Origin of the sequence: Streptomyces sp. NPDC088817 (assembly GCF_044750345.1) — a bacterium.
Classification (GTDB): Bacteria; Actinomycetota; Actinomycetes; order Streptomycetales; family Streptomycetaceae; genus Streptomyces.
Map to the genome: position 1 here is coordinate 134,906 of NZ_JBIVJN010000010.1, position 15,725 is coordinate 150,630.

Below are 15,725 nucleotides of genomic sequence, written 5' to 3' on the forward strand. Positions count from 1 at the left end.
CTACACCCACGTCCGGGGGCGGTAACGGTTGGCACGTTCCACCAGGTCGATCCTCTCCTCGCCACCGGGGGCCAGCCGGGCCAGCGTGCGGTACGAACGCTCCAGGCCGAAGCGGAGTCCCCGCTCGTCCAGGTGGCTGCCGAGCAGCACCCGCCGGGCGGCCGGGTCGGTGGCCCGGCCCCCGGAGAGTACCCAGTCCAGGGCGCAGCCGAGGACTTCCGCCGACAACAGCTCGCGCCGCGCCGGGTCGAGACCGTAGGCCTGAAGCGCCTCCACCTGCCTGGAGGCGGCCGTCAGATCGTCCAGGAACGGCGTGTCGGAGGCCGCCGCCGTACGGTGCCGCAGCCGTGCCCGTACGGCCGCCACACGCGCCGCCGTGTAGTGGATGGAGGACTCCGGGACGGACTCCAGGGTCCGCACCGCGCCGTTCCGGTCGCCGCCGGCGAGTTGCACGCGGGCCAGCCCGAACGCGGCGCTGACCTGGCTCGGGTCGGTCGACCACACCAGGCGGTAGTACTCGGCGGCGTTGTCGAGCTGGCCCAGCACCTCGGCGCACAGGCCGAGCGCGAGCTTCGGCGCGACCTCGCCCGGGAAGGCGTCGTAGACCGCGTCGAAGGCGAGGGCCGCCTCCTCGTGGTCGCCGGTGACCAGGGAGGCCATGCCCCGGTACCAGACGACCCGCCAGTCGTCCGGGTGACTCTGCTCCAGTTGGCGCAGGACCTCCAGCGCCGTGGCCGCCTCGCCGGTCTCCAGCCGGGCGCGGACCTGACGCAGCCGGGTTTCGGCCGACTGGGTCGGCACCGTCGCGAGGGCGTGCGCCAGTTCGGCGGGCGCCGACGTCAACAGGCCCGCCAGAAAACCCGCGTTCGGGTCACTCGGGTCGACGTGGGGAACCGGCAGGGCGAGCGCGGCGGCGGGCGCGTCCGCGGGCTTGACGAGCGCCGGGTGGGCCGGAGCGCTCGGCGTGCCCGGGGTGCCGTGGCCGTTCCCGGTACCGGCCGTGAGGGCCGGGGCGGACCCGCGCGGGCGCGTCACCCGCACCCCCAGCCTGGACACGTCGCCGTCCAGCGTCGGGAACAACTCCGTGTCCGTCACCCGCAGTTCCGGGCCGAGCAGCGTCGAGAGGGCCGGCCGCGCCCGGCCGGTCTGCAGGGACACGACCTCCCGCAGCACACCCGTGAGCTGCTCGGCCATCTCCTGCGCCGAGGCGAACCGGCGGGCCGGGTCGGGATCGGTCGCGCGGACCAGCAGCCGGTAGAAGGACTCGTACTGGCGGAAGACCTCGATGTTGTCCGGGTCGGGCAGCGAGTCCGCGAAGACGTTCGTGTAGCCCTGGAAGTCGAAGGTGAGGACGGCGAGGGTGCGGCCCACCGTGTACAGGTCGCTGGCCACCGACGGGCCGACCTCGGCGACCTCGGGCGCCTGGTAGCCGACCGTGCCGTAGATGGCCGACTCGTCGTCGTCCATCCGGCGCACCGCGCCCATGTCGATCAGCTTGAGCTGGTCCTCGGTCTGGATCGCGTTGTCGACCTTGAAGTCGCAGTACAGCAGGTTGCGGCTGTGCAGATGGCCGAGCGCCTCCAGGGCCTCGATGCCGTACGCGCAGGCCTGCTCCACCGGCAGCGGGTCGCGTCTGCCCTGCGAGGTGCGGCGGGAGTTGGCGATCTCCTTCAGCGACTTGCCGCCGACGTACTCCATCACGATGTAGCCGTCGAGGGAGCCGGTGCGCTGGTCGAGGTGCTCGACGAAGTTGTAGATCCGCACGATGTTGGCGTGCTCGATCTCCGCCAGGAACCGCCGCTCCGAGATCGCCGCCGCCATCGCGTCCTGGTCGCCGGTGTCCAGCAGGCCCTTGAGCACCACCCAGCGGTCGGACACGGCCCGGTCCACGGCGAGGTAGATCCAGCCCAGGCCGCCGTGCGCCAGACAGCCCACGACCTCGTACTGGCCGTGGACGACGTCCCCGGCCCTCAGCTTGGGCACGAAGGAGTACGGGTGCCCGCACTTGGTGCAGAAGCCCTCCGTACGGCCCGGCCGGTCACCTCGCGCGCGCCCGACCGGCGCCCCGCAGTCCGAGCGCGAGCAGAACCGCTTGCGCTCCGGCACCTCGGGGTTCTCCAGCACCATCGAACGCGGATCGGGCCGCGGCACCTGCGGCACCTGCACCAGACCCGCGCCCAGCCGGCCGCGGCCGGAGGAGCCCGTCGCCGAGCCGGAGCTGCGCACCGACACCGAGCGGCCGGTCGCCCTGCCCGACAGCGACCGCGACAGCCGCCCCGACACCGAGCGGCGGGACCGTGAGGAACCCGTCGACTGCGACGACGTGCGGGCGCTGCGGGCGCTGCCCGCCGAACCCCTGCTGCCCGCCGAACCCCGCGAGTCCCCGCCGCCGGTGACCCCAGTGGGCGGCGAGCCCACCATGCCGTTCGACGAGACCACCGGCGCGAGACCGCACGTGTCGCAGTACAGCTCGCCGCCGCCGACGTCCTCGTACGAGCCGCCGCACTCCGGCCGCTGACAGGTCTGCCCCGCCTGACTCATGACTCCCCCTACCGTCCCTCGCGCCCGCCCTGCTCCGGCACCCGGGAGCCGCCGAGCAGTTCGGCCGCCGCCTGCTGATAGCGCAGCACGGCCTGGCCGGCCACCCGCAGGTCGCAGGGCGCGCTCCACAGCATGCGCCGCGCCGCGTCGTACCGCTCGACCAGCAGCGGGTCCTCCGCCAGACCGTGCCGGGCCACCTTCGCCTTGTACGCGTCCAGCCGCCCGCGCAGCTCGGCGCGGACCGCCAGCGGCGCGGTGACCGCCGTCAACGACTCCCGGGCGCGCTGGAGTTCGTCCTCCGCCTTCTGCTCCAGGGACTCCAGGAGCGGCGACAGCCGGTGCCAGCGGGCCTGCCTGCGGTACTCGGCGGCCGTCGCCAGCTGCTCCTGGAGCGCGGTCGGCGGACCGCTGACCACCGGCACCTCCGTGGCGGCGATCTTCGCCAGCACCTCGCCGCGCGCGGTGCGCGCCTCGGCGAGCGTGCGGTCCGCGCGCGAGAGCACGTCCCGCAGCCTGATCAGCCGCTGTTCGGCGTCCTGCCGCACCCCGAGCACGGCCTCGATCTCCCGGCGCACCTCGTCGAGAGCCCGTGCCTCCCGGTCGTACACCGTGGTGTCCGGCCGTCCGCCGCCCGGCGCCGAACTCCCCTGCGCGGGCACCCAGAAGGCGAGCGGATCGGAGATCACCTCCGCGCGCAGCCCGGTCAGCGTGCGCGTGACGCGCTCCAGGTCGTCGCCCGCCGGGTGCTCGCCGGGGCGGACGCCGACCGAGTGCGCGAGCCGGCGGGTGCGCTGGAGCTCCGCGGCCAGCAGATCGATCCGCGCGGGCAGCGCCGACCACACCGCGTCGGCGGCGACCACCATGTCGAGACCGGCCGCGTACAGCTCGTTCATCCGGTCGACCAGCGTGACCAGGGAGAAGCTCTGGCTGAGCCGGCCGGGACCGGGCGCGCCCGCTGCGGCCGCGCCGGGGACGGTGACGGCCTCGCCGCGCAGCAGCTCGGTCAGCTCGACCAGGTCCTCGCGGCTGGACCAGCGGCGGCGCGCGCGGATCTCACGGGCGGTGCGCAGGGCGCCGCTGTAGGCGTCGAAGTACGCCCACAGCAGCGTGATCGACGCCTCCGTGGCCGCCCAGCGCTCCTTGGTGACGCCGGTCAGCTCGGCGCCCTCCAGGAGTCTGCGACCCGCGTGGTCCTGAAGGGCCAGCAGCGAGGTCTCGATGGCCTCGTGCTCCGCGCCGAGCCGCGCCAGCGCACGGTCCACCTCGTCCCGGTCCATCACCGGCCCGGCGGGGTCCGTGACGCCCATCGATCACCTCTCGCTGCTGTGTGTCGCCTGTGTGCTGTCGGGTTGTGCCGGTCCGTCGGTGCCGCACCGGCCGGTGACAGATCACCGGTAGGCCGGCGTCGGCGCGGTGGCCGACGGTGAGTCCTTACCCAGCGTGGCGGACAGCCACCTCCCGTACGACGTCTTCCAGCCCCCGTCCTTGCGGTAGTTCTCCAGCGTCCGGTTGACCTGGCGGACCAGGTCCTCGGCGTCGAGGTTCATGGCCACACCGTAGAACTCCTTGGTGAAGGAGGCCCCCTTCAAGGCCACGGTGGGGTCCTGCGCGGCCTGGCTTGCGGCGAGGGCGCCGTCCGTCACCACCGCGTCCACCTCGCCGAGCTGGAGCCGCACCAGGCAGTCCAGCTGGTTGGGGACGGTGGTGGTGATGTCGGTGGACGCGGGAAGCGTGCCGTCCTTGGTGTCGGCGGCCAGGTGGTCGTAGGCCGTGGAGCCGGTCGCCGAGCAGACCTTCTTCCCGGCGAGTGAGCCGTCGTAGCCGGTGATGTCCGAGGTCTTGGGGGCCAGGACCTGCTGGCCGGTCAGGAAGTAGGGCGCGGAGAAAGCCACTTGCTTCAGCCGGTCGCAGGTGATGGTCATGGTGCGCACCACCATGTCCACCCGGCCGCTGCGGATCGCGGGTATCCGCTCGTTGGTGGGGATGGCCTTGAACTGGACCTTGTCCGGGTCGCCGAGGATGTCCTCGGCGATGCGGTGCACGAGGTCGATGTCGAAGCCCTCCAGCGCGCCGGAGCCGTTGTTCGGGTTGCGGTAGCCCCAGCGGTAGCTGTTCTGGTCGACGCCGACCGTCAGGTAGCCGCGCGAGCGGATGGCGTCCACCGTGCGGCCGCCCGCGCCGGACGGGGACGGGCTCAGGTTGTGGGCCTGGCTGTCCTGGCAGCTGTCCGCCGCGGACTGTGTGCCCCGCGCGGCGTGCTGACCGCCCAGGACGGGGCCGCCGGCGCCGTGCGGCTGGGTGCGGGGCAGCAGGAGGACGAACGCCAGCGCCAGGGCGCAGACGGCCGCCATCGCGCCGACACCGCCCCAGCCCTTCAGGCCGGCCCGCAGTCGTCGTGCTCGCATCGCCACGCCCCCTTTCACCGTTGCCACGACCCCTTTCACCGGTACTCCGAAAGCCTGCGTCCGATGCCCAGCACCGCGCCGGCCGCGCCGAGCACCGCGAGCACGGCGGAACCGGCGGGCAGGCCCGTCATGGCGGCCCGGCCGTCCCGCGCGGCCTGTTGGAACCTGCCCGTCTCATGGGTGAGCGCCGATGCCAGGGAGGCGTCGACGCTGTCGAAGCACTCGCCCGTGGACTGCGCCCGGTCCTCGGCGGTGGTGCCGATGACCCGGTCGCGTGCCTTCTGGTAGTCGCCCGAGTCGTTGGCCTGGCGGGCCAGATCGTGCCGTTGCTTCCACACCTTCATCGACTGGTTCGCCGTGTCCACCGGCTTCCTGCCCCCGGCGTCCTCCGCGAGGGCGCCGGCCCGGTTCAGCGTCCTGGCGAGGGCGCCGAGCTCCTGGTCGTACGCCCAGTCGTAGGCGTCCATGACCGTGCCGTCCTTCAGCGTTCTGGTCTCCGCGCCGCGGCTGACCAGGGTGAGGTTCTCGTCGCTGCGGGCCTTGAGGGAGGCGATACGGGCGTCGTGCAGCACGTTCAGCGAGCGCACGCCGTGCGTGTAGGAGCCGTTGAGTCCCGCGCGCGCGACGCTGTGGCCGATCACCAGCCACAGCAGGACGACGGCGGTGGCGGCGCTCGCGGCGACCAGGCCGTGGTTCAGCACCCGGTTCGTCCGCCGGTAGTTGCGCCGCTGGGCCCAGACGAGGGCGGCCAGGGCGAGCACGCCGAGGGTGATCGCGGCCCACGGGTACGGTGTCGCGTCCCCGTAGTCGGAGCGCAGCCGCTGGTTCTCCTTCTGGTACAGGTCCTCGGCCGCCGGGAGCATCTCGTTCTGCATGGTGTCGTTGGCGGCGCGCAGGTACGCGCCGCCGACCGGGAAGCCCTGGCGGTTGTTGGCACGGGCGGACTCGACCAGGCCCTTGTAGCGCGGCAGGAGCTGGTTGAGCCTGGTGATGGTGGCCGCCGAGGGGCTGCCGGGAGCGGAGTTGGCGGCGGCGGTGACCAGCTTGGCGGCGGCCGTGCGGATGTCGGACTCGTAGCGCTCGCGGGTGGCCGCCGTCTCCTGGAGACCGGCCAGATAGCCGCTGGTCGCCATGGTGTTGGCGTCGGCGAGTGAGCGGTAGATGTCGGCCGCGTCGGAGCTGAGCGGCTGGCTGCGGTGCAGGACGTCGTCGGCGGCCGTGGCCCGGTCGGTGGCCTGGAGGGCGGTGACGGCGCCGAAGGCCACGACGAGGAGGGCCAGGACGGCGCCGATGACACGGAGTCGGCCGGGCTCGGTGGTGGCGGCGGTGCGCAGGCGCTCGGCGCCCTCGGCGAAGGCGGTGCGGCGCGCGGGCGACGGGGGCCGGCCGGCGGGGACGGGGGCGGCGGGCCGCGGCGGGATGGCCGGCAGCGTGGGCAGGCCCGGGCCCGGCGGTGCCGGTCTGCTCGTCGGCGGTTGTGTCACTGCTGACCTCCCCCATGGTCATCCGTCGCCGCAAGTATCGCTGCCGGGACCGGCATTCGCACCGGCCTTCACCCGATCTCTGCCGAACCGTGTGCGCTCGCCCCGTACCACCCCTTGCCCATGTATACGCCGGGAGAATCAGTTCGGTTCCCCGCACCTCCCGCACCTCCCGCGCCTCCCACGCCCGCCACGCCTCCCACGCCCCCCGCGTCTCGGCGGGGAACCGCCGACGCCTCACTGCTCGAAGTGGACCCGCACCCTTTCCAGTGCCGCCGCCGGTGCTCCCACGTGGTCCAGGCCCAGCAGCGCCGCGCCCAGGACCGGACGGGCCGTGACGACCCGCGGGACCGCCTTGGGGGCGCGTTCGGCGAGCAGGCCGCGGACGGCGTCGTCGAGCCGGGGGTGGCGGGCGGCGAGGACACTGCCGCCGAGGACGACCGGGGTCTCCTCGCCGAGCAGGCCGAGGCGGGTCAGCGCGACCGCGGCCATGGCCACCACCTCCTCGGCCTGGCGGTCGACGATCGCGCGGGCGACCGGATCGCCCTGGTCGGCCGTGGCGAACAGGACCGGGGCCAGCTCGTGGCGTCGGTGATGGCCGACGTGCCCCAGGTGCAGCGCCTCGATGAGGGCGTACATGGAGTCGAGACCGAAGTGGGCGGGGAGGGTGCGGGACAGTGCGGAGGGCGCGCCGCGGCCGTCCTCCGCGCGGGCCGCGTACCACAGGGCCTCCTCCGCCAGGCCCCAGCCGCCGCCCCAGTCGCCCGACACCCGGCCGAGCGCGGGGAAGCGGGCGGTGCGGCCGTCCGGGAGCATGCCGACGCAGTTGATGCCGGCGCCGCAGACGACCGCGACCCCGCGCGGTTCGGCCACGCCCGCGCGCAGGACCGCGAACGTGTCGTTGCGGACCTCCACCGTCGTGCCCCACGCGCGCGCGTGCAGCGCCGACGCCAACTGCTCCTCCTCCACGGGAAGATCGGCGTTGGCCAGGCACGCCGAGACATGGTCGGCGCCGGTGACGCCGGCCTGCGCGTACGCCCGCCGGACCGCTTCCTCCAGGGCGTCCACCGCGGTCCGCACGCCCACGGCGGGCGGCCGGAACCCGCCGCCGCGGGCCGTGGCGAGGACGTGCCCGTCGGCCGCCACCACCGCGACGTCGGTCTTGCTGTTGCCCGCGTCGATCGCGAGGACGCTTGCGGTCAGGCCCACGCGAGGTACTCCCGGTTGTGCGCGACGAGTTGGTCGGTGAGGGTCTCGGCGTAGGCGTACTGGCCGATCAGGGGGTGGGCGAGGAGGGCGCGGAAGACGCGGTCCCGGCCGCCGCGCAGGGCCGCCTGAAGGGCCAGGTCCTCGTACGCCGTCACATCGGCCATCAGGCCCGCGTACAGCGGGTCCACCTCGGGGACGGGAAGGGGGGCCGCGCCCTTGGCGCCCACCGCCGCCTGCACCTCGATCACCGCGTCGTCCGGGAGGAAGGGCAGGGTGCCCTTGTTGCACGTGTTCACCACCTGGTACGGGTTGCCCCCTCCGCCCAGCAGGGCCGCCGCCAGGTCCACGGCCGCCTCCGAGTAGTAGGCGCCGCCCCGCCGGGCGAGCAGCGCCGGCTTCTCCACCAGGGACGGATCGGCGTACATCGTCAGCAACTCCTGCTCCATCGCGGCTACTTCGGCCGCCCGGGACGGCTTGCCGCGCATTTCCTCCACGACCTCGTCGTGCGCGTAGTAGTAGCGCAGGTAGTAGGAGGGGACCACGCCCAGACGGTCCAGGAGCGGGCGGGGCAGGCGCAGGTCGCCGGCGATCGTCCCGCCGTGCTCGGCCAGGAGCCGGGGGAGGACGTCCTCGCCCTCCGGGCCGCCCAGGCGCACCGCCGTCTCCCAGGTGAGGTGGTTCAGGCCCACATGGTCCAGGTGGATGTCGGCGGGCGCGAGGTCGAGCATCCCCGCGAACTTGCGCTGGAGGCCGATCGCCACGTTGCACAGGCCGACCGCCCGGTGGCCGGCCCCCAGCAGGGCGCGGGTGACGATGCCGACCGGGTTGGTGAAGTCGATGATCCAGGCGTCCGGGTTGGCGCGGCGGACCCGTTCGGCGATGTCCAGGACCACCGGGACCGTGCGCAGCGCCTTGGCCAGACCGCCCGCGCCGGTGGTCTCCTGGCCGACGCAGCCGCACTCCAGGGGCCATGTCTCGTCCTGCTGCCGGGCCGCCTGGCCGCCGACGCGCAACTGGAGCAGCACCGCGTCGGCGCCGTCGACCGCGGCGTCCAGGTCGGAGGTGGTGACGACACGGCCGGGGTGGCCCTGGTGGGCGAAGATGCGGCGGGCCAGTCCGCCCACCAGCTCAAGGCGGTCCGCCGCCGGGTCCACCAGCACGAGTTCCTCGACGGGCAGGGTGTCCCGCAGACGGGCGAAACCGTCGACGAGTTCGGGGGTGTAGGTCGAGCCGCCGCCGACCACGGTGAGTTTCATGCTGTTCAGCCCTTCACTCCGGTGAGTGTGACGCCCTCGACGAACGCCTTCTGAGCGAAGAAGAACACGAGGATCACGGGGGCCATGACCAGAACGGTCGCGGCCATGGTGAGGTTCCAGTCGGTGTGGTGGGCCCCCTTGAAGGACTCGAGGCCGTAGGACAGGGGCCACGCGCCCGGGTTCTCCGAGGCGTAGATCTGCGGGCCGAAGTAGTCGTTCCAGGCGTAGAAGAACTGGAAGAGGGCGACGGCCGCGAGACCGGGCCTGGCCATGGGGACGACGACCCTCAGCAGCGTGCGCAGCTCGCCGCAGCCGTCCACCCTCGCCGCGTCCAGGTACTCGTTCGGAATGGTCGTCAGGAACTGCCGCAGCAGGAAGACGGAGAACGCGTCGCCGAACGCCATCGGGATGATCAGCGGCCACAACGTGCCGGACAGGTCCAGCTGCTTGGCCCAGAACAGGTACATCGGGATGATGATCACCTGCGGGGGCAGCATCATCATCGAGATCACCAGCATGAGCGACAGGTTGCGGCCCCGGAAGCGGAACTTCGCCAGCGCGTACGCCACGGGCAGCGAGGACGCGACCGTCAGGACCGTGCCGAGTCCGGCGTAGACCAGCGTGTTCCGCCACCAGGTGAGGAAGCCCGGGGTGTCGAGGACCCTCCTGTAGTTGCCCCACTCCCAGGTGTGCGGGACCAGGTCGCGGCTGAGGGCCTGGCTGTCGCTCATCAGCGAGGTCAGCAGCACGAACACGAAGGGCAGGACGAAGAACAGGGCGGCCGCCACGCCGAGCGAGTGGACCGCGACCCACTCCAGCGCCGCCCTGCGGCGGGCCGTGCGCTCGGCGGGGGAGGGCCGGGTCCTCGGTCCCGCCGGTCTGTCGAGCAGTTGGGTCATCGTCAGTCACCTGCCTGGATGAGACCGCCGCGGCGCCGCATCAGGAACGCGGTGAACACCATCGACAGGGCGAACAGCACCAGCGCCACCACGCAGGCCGGACCGTACTCGAAGCGCTGGAAGCCGAGGTTGTACACGAGCTGGGGGAGGGTGAGCGTGGACCTGTCCGGGTAGCCGGGCTCGAACTGGGTGCCCGCGCCCTGGATCACGCCCGAGGCGACCTTTCCGGCGATCAGCGGCTGGGTGTAGTACTGCATCGTCTGGATCACACCCGTGACCACCGCGAACATCACGATCGGCGAGATGCTCGGCAGCGTGACGTACCGGAAGCGCTGCCAGGGCGAGGCGCCGTCCAGCTCCGCGGCCTCGTACTGCTCGGTGGGCACGTCGAGCAGCGCGGCCATGAAGATGACCATCAGGTCGCCCACTCCCCACAGGGCGAGCATCGTCAGGGCCGGCTTGGACCAGGTGGGGTCGCTGAACCAGCCGGGCGCGGGGATCCCGACCCGCTCCAGGAGGGAGTTGACCGGGCCCGTGCCGGGGTTGAGGAGGAAGGCGAAGGCCATGGTCGCCGCCACCGGCGGGGCCAGGTAGGGCAGATAGAACAGGGTGCGGAAGACACCCGTGCCCGTTCTGATCCTGGTGATCAGCAGGCCCACGCCGAGCCCGAAGACCACGCGCAGGGTCACCATCACCAGGACCAGCCAGAGGGTGTTGCGCAGGGCCGGCCAGAACAGCGGGTAGTTCTGGAAGACGTACGCCCAGTTCCCGGTGGAGCGCCAGGTCGGCGGCTGGAAGCCGTCGTAGTGCATGAACGAGAAGTAGACGGTGGAGATCAGCGGATAGGCGAAGAAGACCGCGAAGCCGATCAGCCACGGCGACATGAAGGCGAGGGTCTTCAGCGCCGAGCGGCGGCGCTTGGACGCCAGGGTGACGGTGGTCATGCGCGCCTACCTCGCCTGCGCGATGTCCGTGTCGATCTGCTGGGCCGTCCTGAGCAGGCCGGCCTTGAGGTCCTTGGCCCTGCCGCTCTCGTAGTCGTAGCCGAACTGCTGGATCGTCACCAGGTACTGGCCGCCGTTGACGGAGGCGGGCGTGGTGGTCGAGTCCGGGTTGGCGGCGATGTCCAGGAAGGTCTTGAAGCGCGGGTCGTACTTCAGCTTCGGGGACTTCAGCGCGGCCAGCGTGGAGGGCACGTTGTGGATGTCGTTGGCGAAGCCGACCACCGCGTCGGTGTCCGTGGTCATGTACTTCACCAGCTCCCAGGCGGCGTTCTGCTTCTTGCTGGTCGCGGCGATGCCGGCGATGGTGCCGGTGATGTAGCCCTTGCCGTACTGGTCGGCCCGGTCGTCGGGGACGGGCAGCGGGGCGACGCCTATCTCGAACTTCGGCCTGGCCTCCTCGGCCATGCCCAGCCGCCACTCGCCGTCGAGCTGCATGGCCACCTGGCCGGTGTGGAAGGGGTGCTTGGGGCCCCATTCGTCGCCGAGGCCGGAGCGGTACTTCTCCAGCTTCCGGTAGCCGCCGAGTTCGTCCACGAGCCGCTTCTGGAGGGTGAAGCCCTTCTCGAACGCGAAGTCCCCGACCAGGTTCGACTTGCCGGAGGAGTCGAAGTACGCCGGGGAGAACTGCGCGAAGTAGTGCTCGGTCGTCGACTCCCAGCCGTGGTAGTTCGGCATGAAGCCGAGCTGCCGGTAGCCGTCGCCCTGGGGGATCGTCAGCTTCTTTGCGTCGGCCTCGAACTCGGACCAGGTCCTCGGGGGGTTCTTGATGCCCGCGGCGGCGAAGGCGTCCTTGTTGTAGTAGAGGCCGTAGGCGTCGCCCAGCAGCGGCACCGTGCAGCGCTTGCCGTCGAACTGGGTGTACTCGTTCATCGCCTTCGGGAAGATCTGCTCCGGATCCGTGCCCGTCTTCCTGAAGAACGGGTTGAGATCGACCAGCGCGCCCGAGGAGCAGAACTTGCCGACGTTGTTGGTGGTGAAGGAGGAGATCACGTCGGGCGCCCTGTCGCCGCCGGTGCGCAGCGCCTGGTTGATCTTGTCGTCGGTCACGTTGCCGACGACGTTGACGTGGATGTTCGGGTGCGCCTTCCGGAAGCCGTCGATCAGCGACGTGACGGCCTTCACCTCGCTCGGATCGCTCCAGGCGTGCCAGAAGTTGATGGTCGTGTCCTTCGACGCGTCGTCGTTCGCACCGGCGTCGGGCTGACCGGTACAGGCGGTGGCGAGCAGTGCCATGGCGGCGGAGGCAGCGAGGGCGAGGGCCGCTTTCCGGGACACTTCGGGCATGGCTGGATCTCCCTGGGACGGGCGGGTGGTGAGGGAAGAGGCGGAGCGGGTAAGGCGGCTCAGCGCGAGGTGTCGAAGACCTCGTCGCGGGTGGACGCGAGCGCGCTCTCCAACGCGCCCCGCAGTACGGGGTGTTCGTGTACGTCGCCGATCACCAGGCGCGGCCGGGAGGCGGCCAGTTCCTCCAGCTCCGCCTGGACCAGGGCGCGCAGCACCTCGCCGCCCGCGGTGAGGGAGGTGCCGCTGAGGACGACGAGTTCGGGGTCGAGGACGGAGACGAGGGCGGCGAGTCCGGTCGCGAGCCGGGTCGCGTACGCCGCCAGGAACGTGCGGTGGGGGCCGGTGGCGTGGTCGGCGGCGCGGGCGACGAGCTCGGCGGCGGCCTCGGCCCGGGATCCCGTGGGCGGGTCCTCGACGCCCAGCTCCCGGGCCAGTGCCGGCAGCGCCTGCGAGCCGGCCAGTTCCTGGTAGCCGCCGCTGTTGGCCCGGGTGACCTGGCGGACCAGGGGGGTGCCGGGAACCGGCAGGAAGCCGACCTCGCCGGCGCCGCCGGTCCAGCCGCGGTGCAGGCGGCCGCCGAGCACCAGGGCGGCGCCGAGGCCCTCCTGGTTCCACAGCAGCACGAAGTCCCGGTGGCCGCGGGCCGCGCCGAGCCGCTGCTCGGCCAGGGCCACGAGGTTGACGTCGTTCTCGTACTCCACCGGCATCGGCAGGGCGGCGGCGAGTTCGTCGAGCAGGGCGGGGGAGTGCCAGCCGGGCAGGTGGGAGGCGTAGCGCAGACGGCCGGTGCCGGGGTCGAAGGCGCCGGGGGTGCCGATGACCAGCCGGTGCACGTCGTCGCGTGTCAGCCCGGCCGCCTCCAGGGCGCCGTCGAGGGCGTCGGTGACGTGTCGTACGACGGGCTGGGACGGGCGCCGGCCGGGGGTCGGCAGCTCGTACTCGCCGACGGTGCGGCCGGTAATGTCGGCGACGGCGGCGCGGATGCGGGCGGGGGTGACGTCCAGCCCCGCGGCATGGGCGGCGGCCGGGTCGACCGCGTACAGCTGGGCGCTGGGGCCCGGTCGTCCCTCGCTGGTCCCCGTGGCGCGGACCAGCCCGGCGGCCTCCAGCCGGGCCAGGAGCTGGGAGGCGGTCGGCTTGGACAGCCCGGTCAGCTTGCCGATCCGGGTGCGCGACAGCGGCCCGTGCTCCAGCAGGAGGTCCAGGGCGGCGCGGTCGTTCATGGCGCGCAGGACCCGAGGAGTGCCGGGCGTGCCGGCGGTTCCTGACATGCGCGGGCCCTCCCTCGCTGCGACTGTTAGGAAAGTTTCCTGTTTGGGTGGGAGGAAGGTATGCCCGGCGCGAAGCGGACGTCAAGAGAAAAGTTTCGCGGGGCCTTGATGCCCTACTTCGACAGCGACTGCGGCGGGATCGGGGAGGCTGCCAGGGACTGGGGCGAGGTGGCGCTGGCGAACGCGGAGGGGGCCGACATGGCCGCCGTCGGGTCGACCGCCGGGGTGTCGGCCGGGGCCGTCGCGTCGCCCACGATCCGGATGTCGGCCGCGTCGAAGGCGCGCTTGACGCGCCAGCGCAGCTCCCGCTCGACGGTCACCGACTTGCCCGGCATGGTCTTGGCCGTGACGCGGACGACCATGGAGTCGATCAGCACGCTGTCCAGGCCGAGCACCTCGATCGGGCTCCACAGGAGCTCGTTCCAGGGCTCCTCCTTGCTCATCCGCTCGGCGACCTCGTCGAGGGTGGCCTTCACCTTGTCGAGGTCCTCGTCGGCCCGGACGGTGACGTCGACACCGGCCGTCGCCCAGCCCTGGGAGAGGTTGCCGATCCGCTTGATCTCGCCGTTGCGGACGTACCAGATCTCGCCGTTCGCCCCGCGCAGCTTGGTCACCCGCAGCCCGACCTCGATCACCTCGCCCGCGGCGACGCCCGCGTCGATCGAGTCGCCGACGCCGTACTGGTCCTCCAGGATCATGAACACGCCGGAGAGGAAGTCGGTGACCAGGTTGCGGGCGCCGAAACCGATCGCCACACCGGCCACACCGGCCGAGGCCAGCAGGGGTGCCAGGTTGATCTCGAAGGTGGCCAGCACCATCAGCGCCGCCGTTCCCAGGATCAGGAAGCTCGTCACCGAACGCAGTACCGAGCCGATCGCCTGCGAGCGCTGCCGGCGGCGTTCGGCGTTGACCAGCAGTCCGCCGAGCGCCGTGCCGTCCACCGCCTGCGCGGTACGGGCCATGCGGTCGATGATCTTGGTGATCGTCCGCCGTACCACCGCTCGCAGCACCGCCGCGATCACCAGGATCAGCAGGATCTTCAAGCCGATGGCGAGCCACGTGGACCAGTTCTGCTCGACCCAGCCGGCCGCGTTCGTCGCGGTCTCGTGGGCGTCCTGGAACGTGGGGACCGTCAGGGCTGGCGACTCGGAGGGCGACGGCGACGGGCCGGCGGCCGGCAGGACGACGGGCAAGGACACGACAGGTACCTCCAGGTGCATCCGCCCTCCGGCACGGGGTCAATATCGACGGGGTCACGAACGGATCACCGGACGGGCAGAACCACCACACTAACGGGGCAGGGTGTGTGGGTTCCCGGGAAGTTCCAGGAAGGGCCCATGGGGAGACGGTGACCACCGGCCTCTGAACAGGCTGTGTGAAGGGCCCGTGCTCCGGGGGATGAATGAGGTGTGGTCGAAAACACTCCCAGCCCGTTACCGGGACATGGTGGCGCGTTCACCAGGCATGAGGGGAAACTGACTGCAGAGAGCCCCGGCGCGAGCCACGCGCCGCCGGCGTACAAGGAGGCATCCGTGCCGCATGTCCTGGTCCTCAACGCGTCGTACGAGCCGCTCGGCGTCGTACCGCTCCGCCGCGCGCTCGTCCTCGTCCTGGAGAACAAGGCAGTCTGCCTCGAGGAGTCCGGCGCCTATCTGCACAGCGCAACCGTCACCGTCCCCGCACCCAGCGTGGTCCGGCTCAAGCGTTTCGTGCGGGTTCCCTACCGGGGGCCCGTTCCTCTCACCCGAAGGGCGCTGTTCGCGCGCGACGGGGGCCGGTGCATGTACTGCGGTGGCATCGCGACCAGCGTCGACCACGTCATCCCGCGCTCGCGCGGGGGCAAGCACGTCTGGGACAACGTGGTGGCCTCCTGCCGCCGCTGCAACCACGTCAAGGCCGACCGCCACCTGGTCGAGATCGGCTGGCGCCTGCGCCACAAGCCGGCCCCGCCCACGGGTCTGGCCTGGCGCATCATCGGCACCGGGCATAGGGACCCGCGCTGGCTGCCCTACCTGCAGCCGTACGGCGCGGACGACGCCCTGGCCCGGATCGACGGCATCTCCGCCTGACGATTCCGGGCCTTCGCATTGCCGACGAGCGGGCGCCCCAGGCCCGGGGGCCCGCCCGCGGGCCCAGGGCGCCCGCTCGGCCCGCCGTAGCCGGGCGCGGAAGGCGCTGGTGCGCGGGAGCGGCCGTGTGGCGGTCCGCCCGGCGCCCCCTCAGTATGGGGTGGCGCTGCCCTCCGGAAAGACCATGGACTCAGTCAGCCACCGGCGACTTCGCGGTGTGTCGTGCGCAGGATCTCCGCGGCCTCACGGATGGCGCTCCCGTTGCTCGCGGCGGGGGTCGTCGACCTGGCCGCAGAGGGTTGCGGC

The 15,725-nt window shown here is 72.3% G+C and carries 12 protein-coding genes; 1 reads left to right on the forward strand and 11 read right to left on the reverse strand.

Features of this window, described 5'->3' with window-relative positions:
• The 11 genes from ACIP4X_RS20280 to ACIP4X_RS20330 form a co-directional block, all read right to left on the reverse strand.
• On the reverse strand, window positions 1-2,541 hold the full coding sequence (locus tag ACIP4X_RS20280; RefSeq protein ID WP_358728503.1) for a tetratricopeptide repeat protein: 2,541 nt from the start codon (window positions 2,539-2,541) through the stop codon (window positions 1-3).
• 8 nt (window positions 2,542-2,549) lie between these two features.
• Window positions 2,550-3,848, reverse strand: a complete 1,299-nt coding sequence (locus tag ACIP4X_RS20285) for a hypothetical protein (protein WP_358728505.1) — start codon at window positions 3,846-3,848, stop codon at window positions 2,550-2,552.
• Between the two features lie 81 nt (window positions 3,849-3,929).
• The gene (locus tag ACIP4X_RS20290) at window positions 3,930-4,946 is read right to left on the reverse strand and encodes a glutamate ABC transporter substrate-binding protein (protein WP_358728507.1); all 1,017 of its coding nucleotides are present in this window, start codon (window positions 4,944-4,946) and stop codon (window positions 3,930-3,932) included.
• A 35-nt stretch (window positions 4,947-4,981) separates the two neighbouring features.
• Complete coding sequence (locus ACIP4X_RS20295) at window positions 4,982-6,430, reverse strand: hypothetical protein (protein ID WP_391452960.1); 1,449 nt, start codon at window positions 6,428-6,430, stop codon at window positions 4,982-4,984.
• Between the two features lie 234 nt (window positions 6,431-6,664).
• Window positions 6,665-7,636: a BadF/BadG/BcrA/BcrD ATPase family protein gene (locus tag ACIP4X_RS20300; protein WP_358728511.1), complete on the reverse strand. Its 972-nt coding sequence runs from the start codon at window positions 7,634-7,636 to the stop codon at window positions 6,665-6,667.
• Window positions 7,627-8,892, reverse strand: coding sequence for a 6-phospho-beta-glucosidase (locus ACIP4X_RS20305; RefSeq protein ID WP_391452963.1), 1,266 nt, complete (start codon window positions 8,890-8,892; stop codon window positions 7,627-7,629). Before ACIP4X_RS20305 ends, ACIP4X_RS20300 begins: the two co-directional genes overlap by 10 nt.
• Window positions 8,893-8,897: 5 nt before the next feature.
• On the reverse strand, window positions 8,898-9,791 hold the full coding sequence (locus tag ACIP4X_RS20310; RefSeq protein ID WP_391452965.1) for an ABC transporter permease subunit: 894 nt from the start codon (window positions 9,789-9,791) through the stop codon (window positions 8,898-8,900).
• Between the two features lie 2 nt (window positions 9,792-9,793).
• Window positions 9,794-10,735, reverse strand: a complete 942-nt coding sequence (locus ACIP4X_RS20315; protein WP_391452967.1) for an ABC transporter permease subunit — start codon at window positions 10,733-10,735, stop codon at window positions 9,794-9,796.
• A 6-nt stretch (window positions 10,736-10,741) separates the two neighbouring features.
• The gene (locus ACIP4X_RS20320) at window positions 10,742-12,079 is read right to left on the reverse strand and encodes an extracellular solute-binding protein (RefSeq protein ID WP_391452969.1); all 1,338 of its coding nucleotides are present in this window, start codon (window positions 12,077-12,079) and stop codon (window positions 10,742-10,744) included.
• Window positions 12,080-12,138: 59 nt separating this feature from the next.
• Window positions 12,139-13,350, reverse strand: coding sequence for an ROK family transcriptional regulator (locus ACIP4X_RS20325; protein ID WP_358728519.1), 1,212 nt, complete (start codon window positions 13,348-13,350; stop codon window positions 12,139-12,141).
• A gap of 113 nt (window positions 13,351-13,463) precedes the next feature.
• Entirely contained in the window at window positions 13,464-14,549 is a 1,086-nt protein-coding gene (locus tag ACIP4X_RS20330; protein ID WP_358728521.1) for a mechanosensitive ion channel family protein, read from the reverse strand.
• A 333-nt stretch (window positions 14,550-14,882) separates the two neighbouring features.
• Here ACIP4X_RS20330 and ACIP4X_RS20335 point away from each other — a divergent pair, with 333 nt between their 5' ends.
• Entirely contained in the window at window positions 14,883-15,419 is a 537-nt protein-coding gene (locus ACIP4X_RS20335) for an HNH endonuclease (RefSeq protein ID WP_358728523.1), read from the forward strand.
• Window positions 15,420-15,725: the final 306 nt, after the last annotated feature.

Excerpts from the sequence above, each read along its gene's own strand:
- ACIP4X_RS20310 (WP_391452965.1), bottom strand. The coding sequence starts at position 9,791 with ATGACCCAACTGCTCGACAGACCGGCGGGACCGAGGACCCGGCCCTCC.
- ACIP4X_RS20320 (WP_391452969.1), bottom strand. The coding sequence starts at position 12,079 with ATGCCCGAAGTGTCCCGGAAAGCGGCCCTCGCCCTCGCTGCCTCCGCC.
- ACIP4X_RS20305 (WP_391452963.1), bottom strand. The coding sequence starts at position 8,892 with ATGAAACTCACCGTGGTCGGCGGCGGCTCGACCTACACCCCCGAACTC.
- ACIP4X_RS20285 (WP_358728505.1), bottom strand. The coding sequence starts at position 3,848 with ATGGGCGTCACGGACCCCGCCGGGCCGGTGATGGACCGGGACGAGGTG.
- ACIP4X_RS20280 (WP_358728503.1), bottom strand. The coding sequence starts at position 2,541 with ATGAGTCAGGCGGGGCAGACCTGTCAGCGGCCGGAGTGCGGCGGCTCG.
- ACIP4X_RS20290 (WP_358728507.1), bottom strand. The coding sequence starts at position 4,946 with ATGCGAGCACGACGACTGCGGGCCGGCCTGAAGGGCTGGGGCGGTGTC.
- ACIP4X_RS20325 (WP_358728519.1), bottom strand. The coding sequence starts at position 13,350 with ATGTCAGGAACCGCCGGCACGCCCGGCACTCCTCGGGTCCTGCGCGCC.
- ACIP4X_RS20315 (WP_391452967.1), bottom strand. The coding sequence starts at position 10,735 with ATGACCACCGTCACCCTGGCGTCCAAGCGCCGCCGCTCGGCGCTGAAG.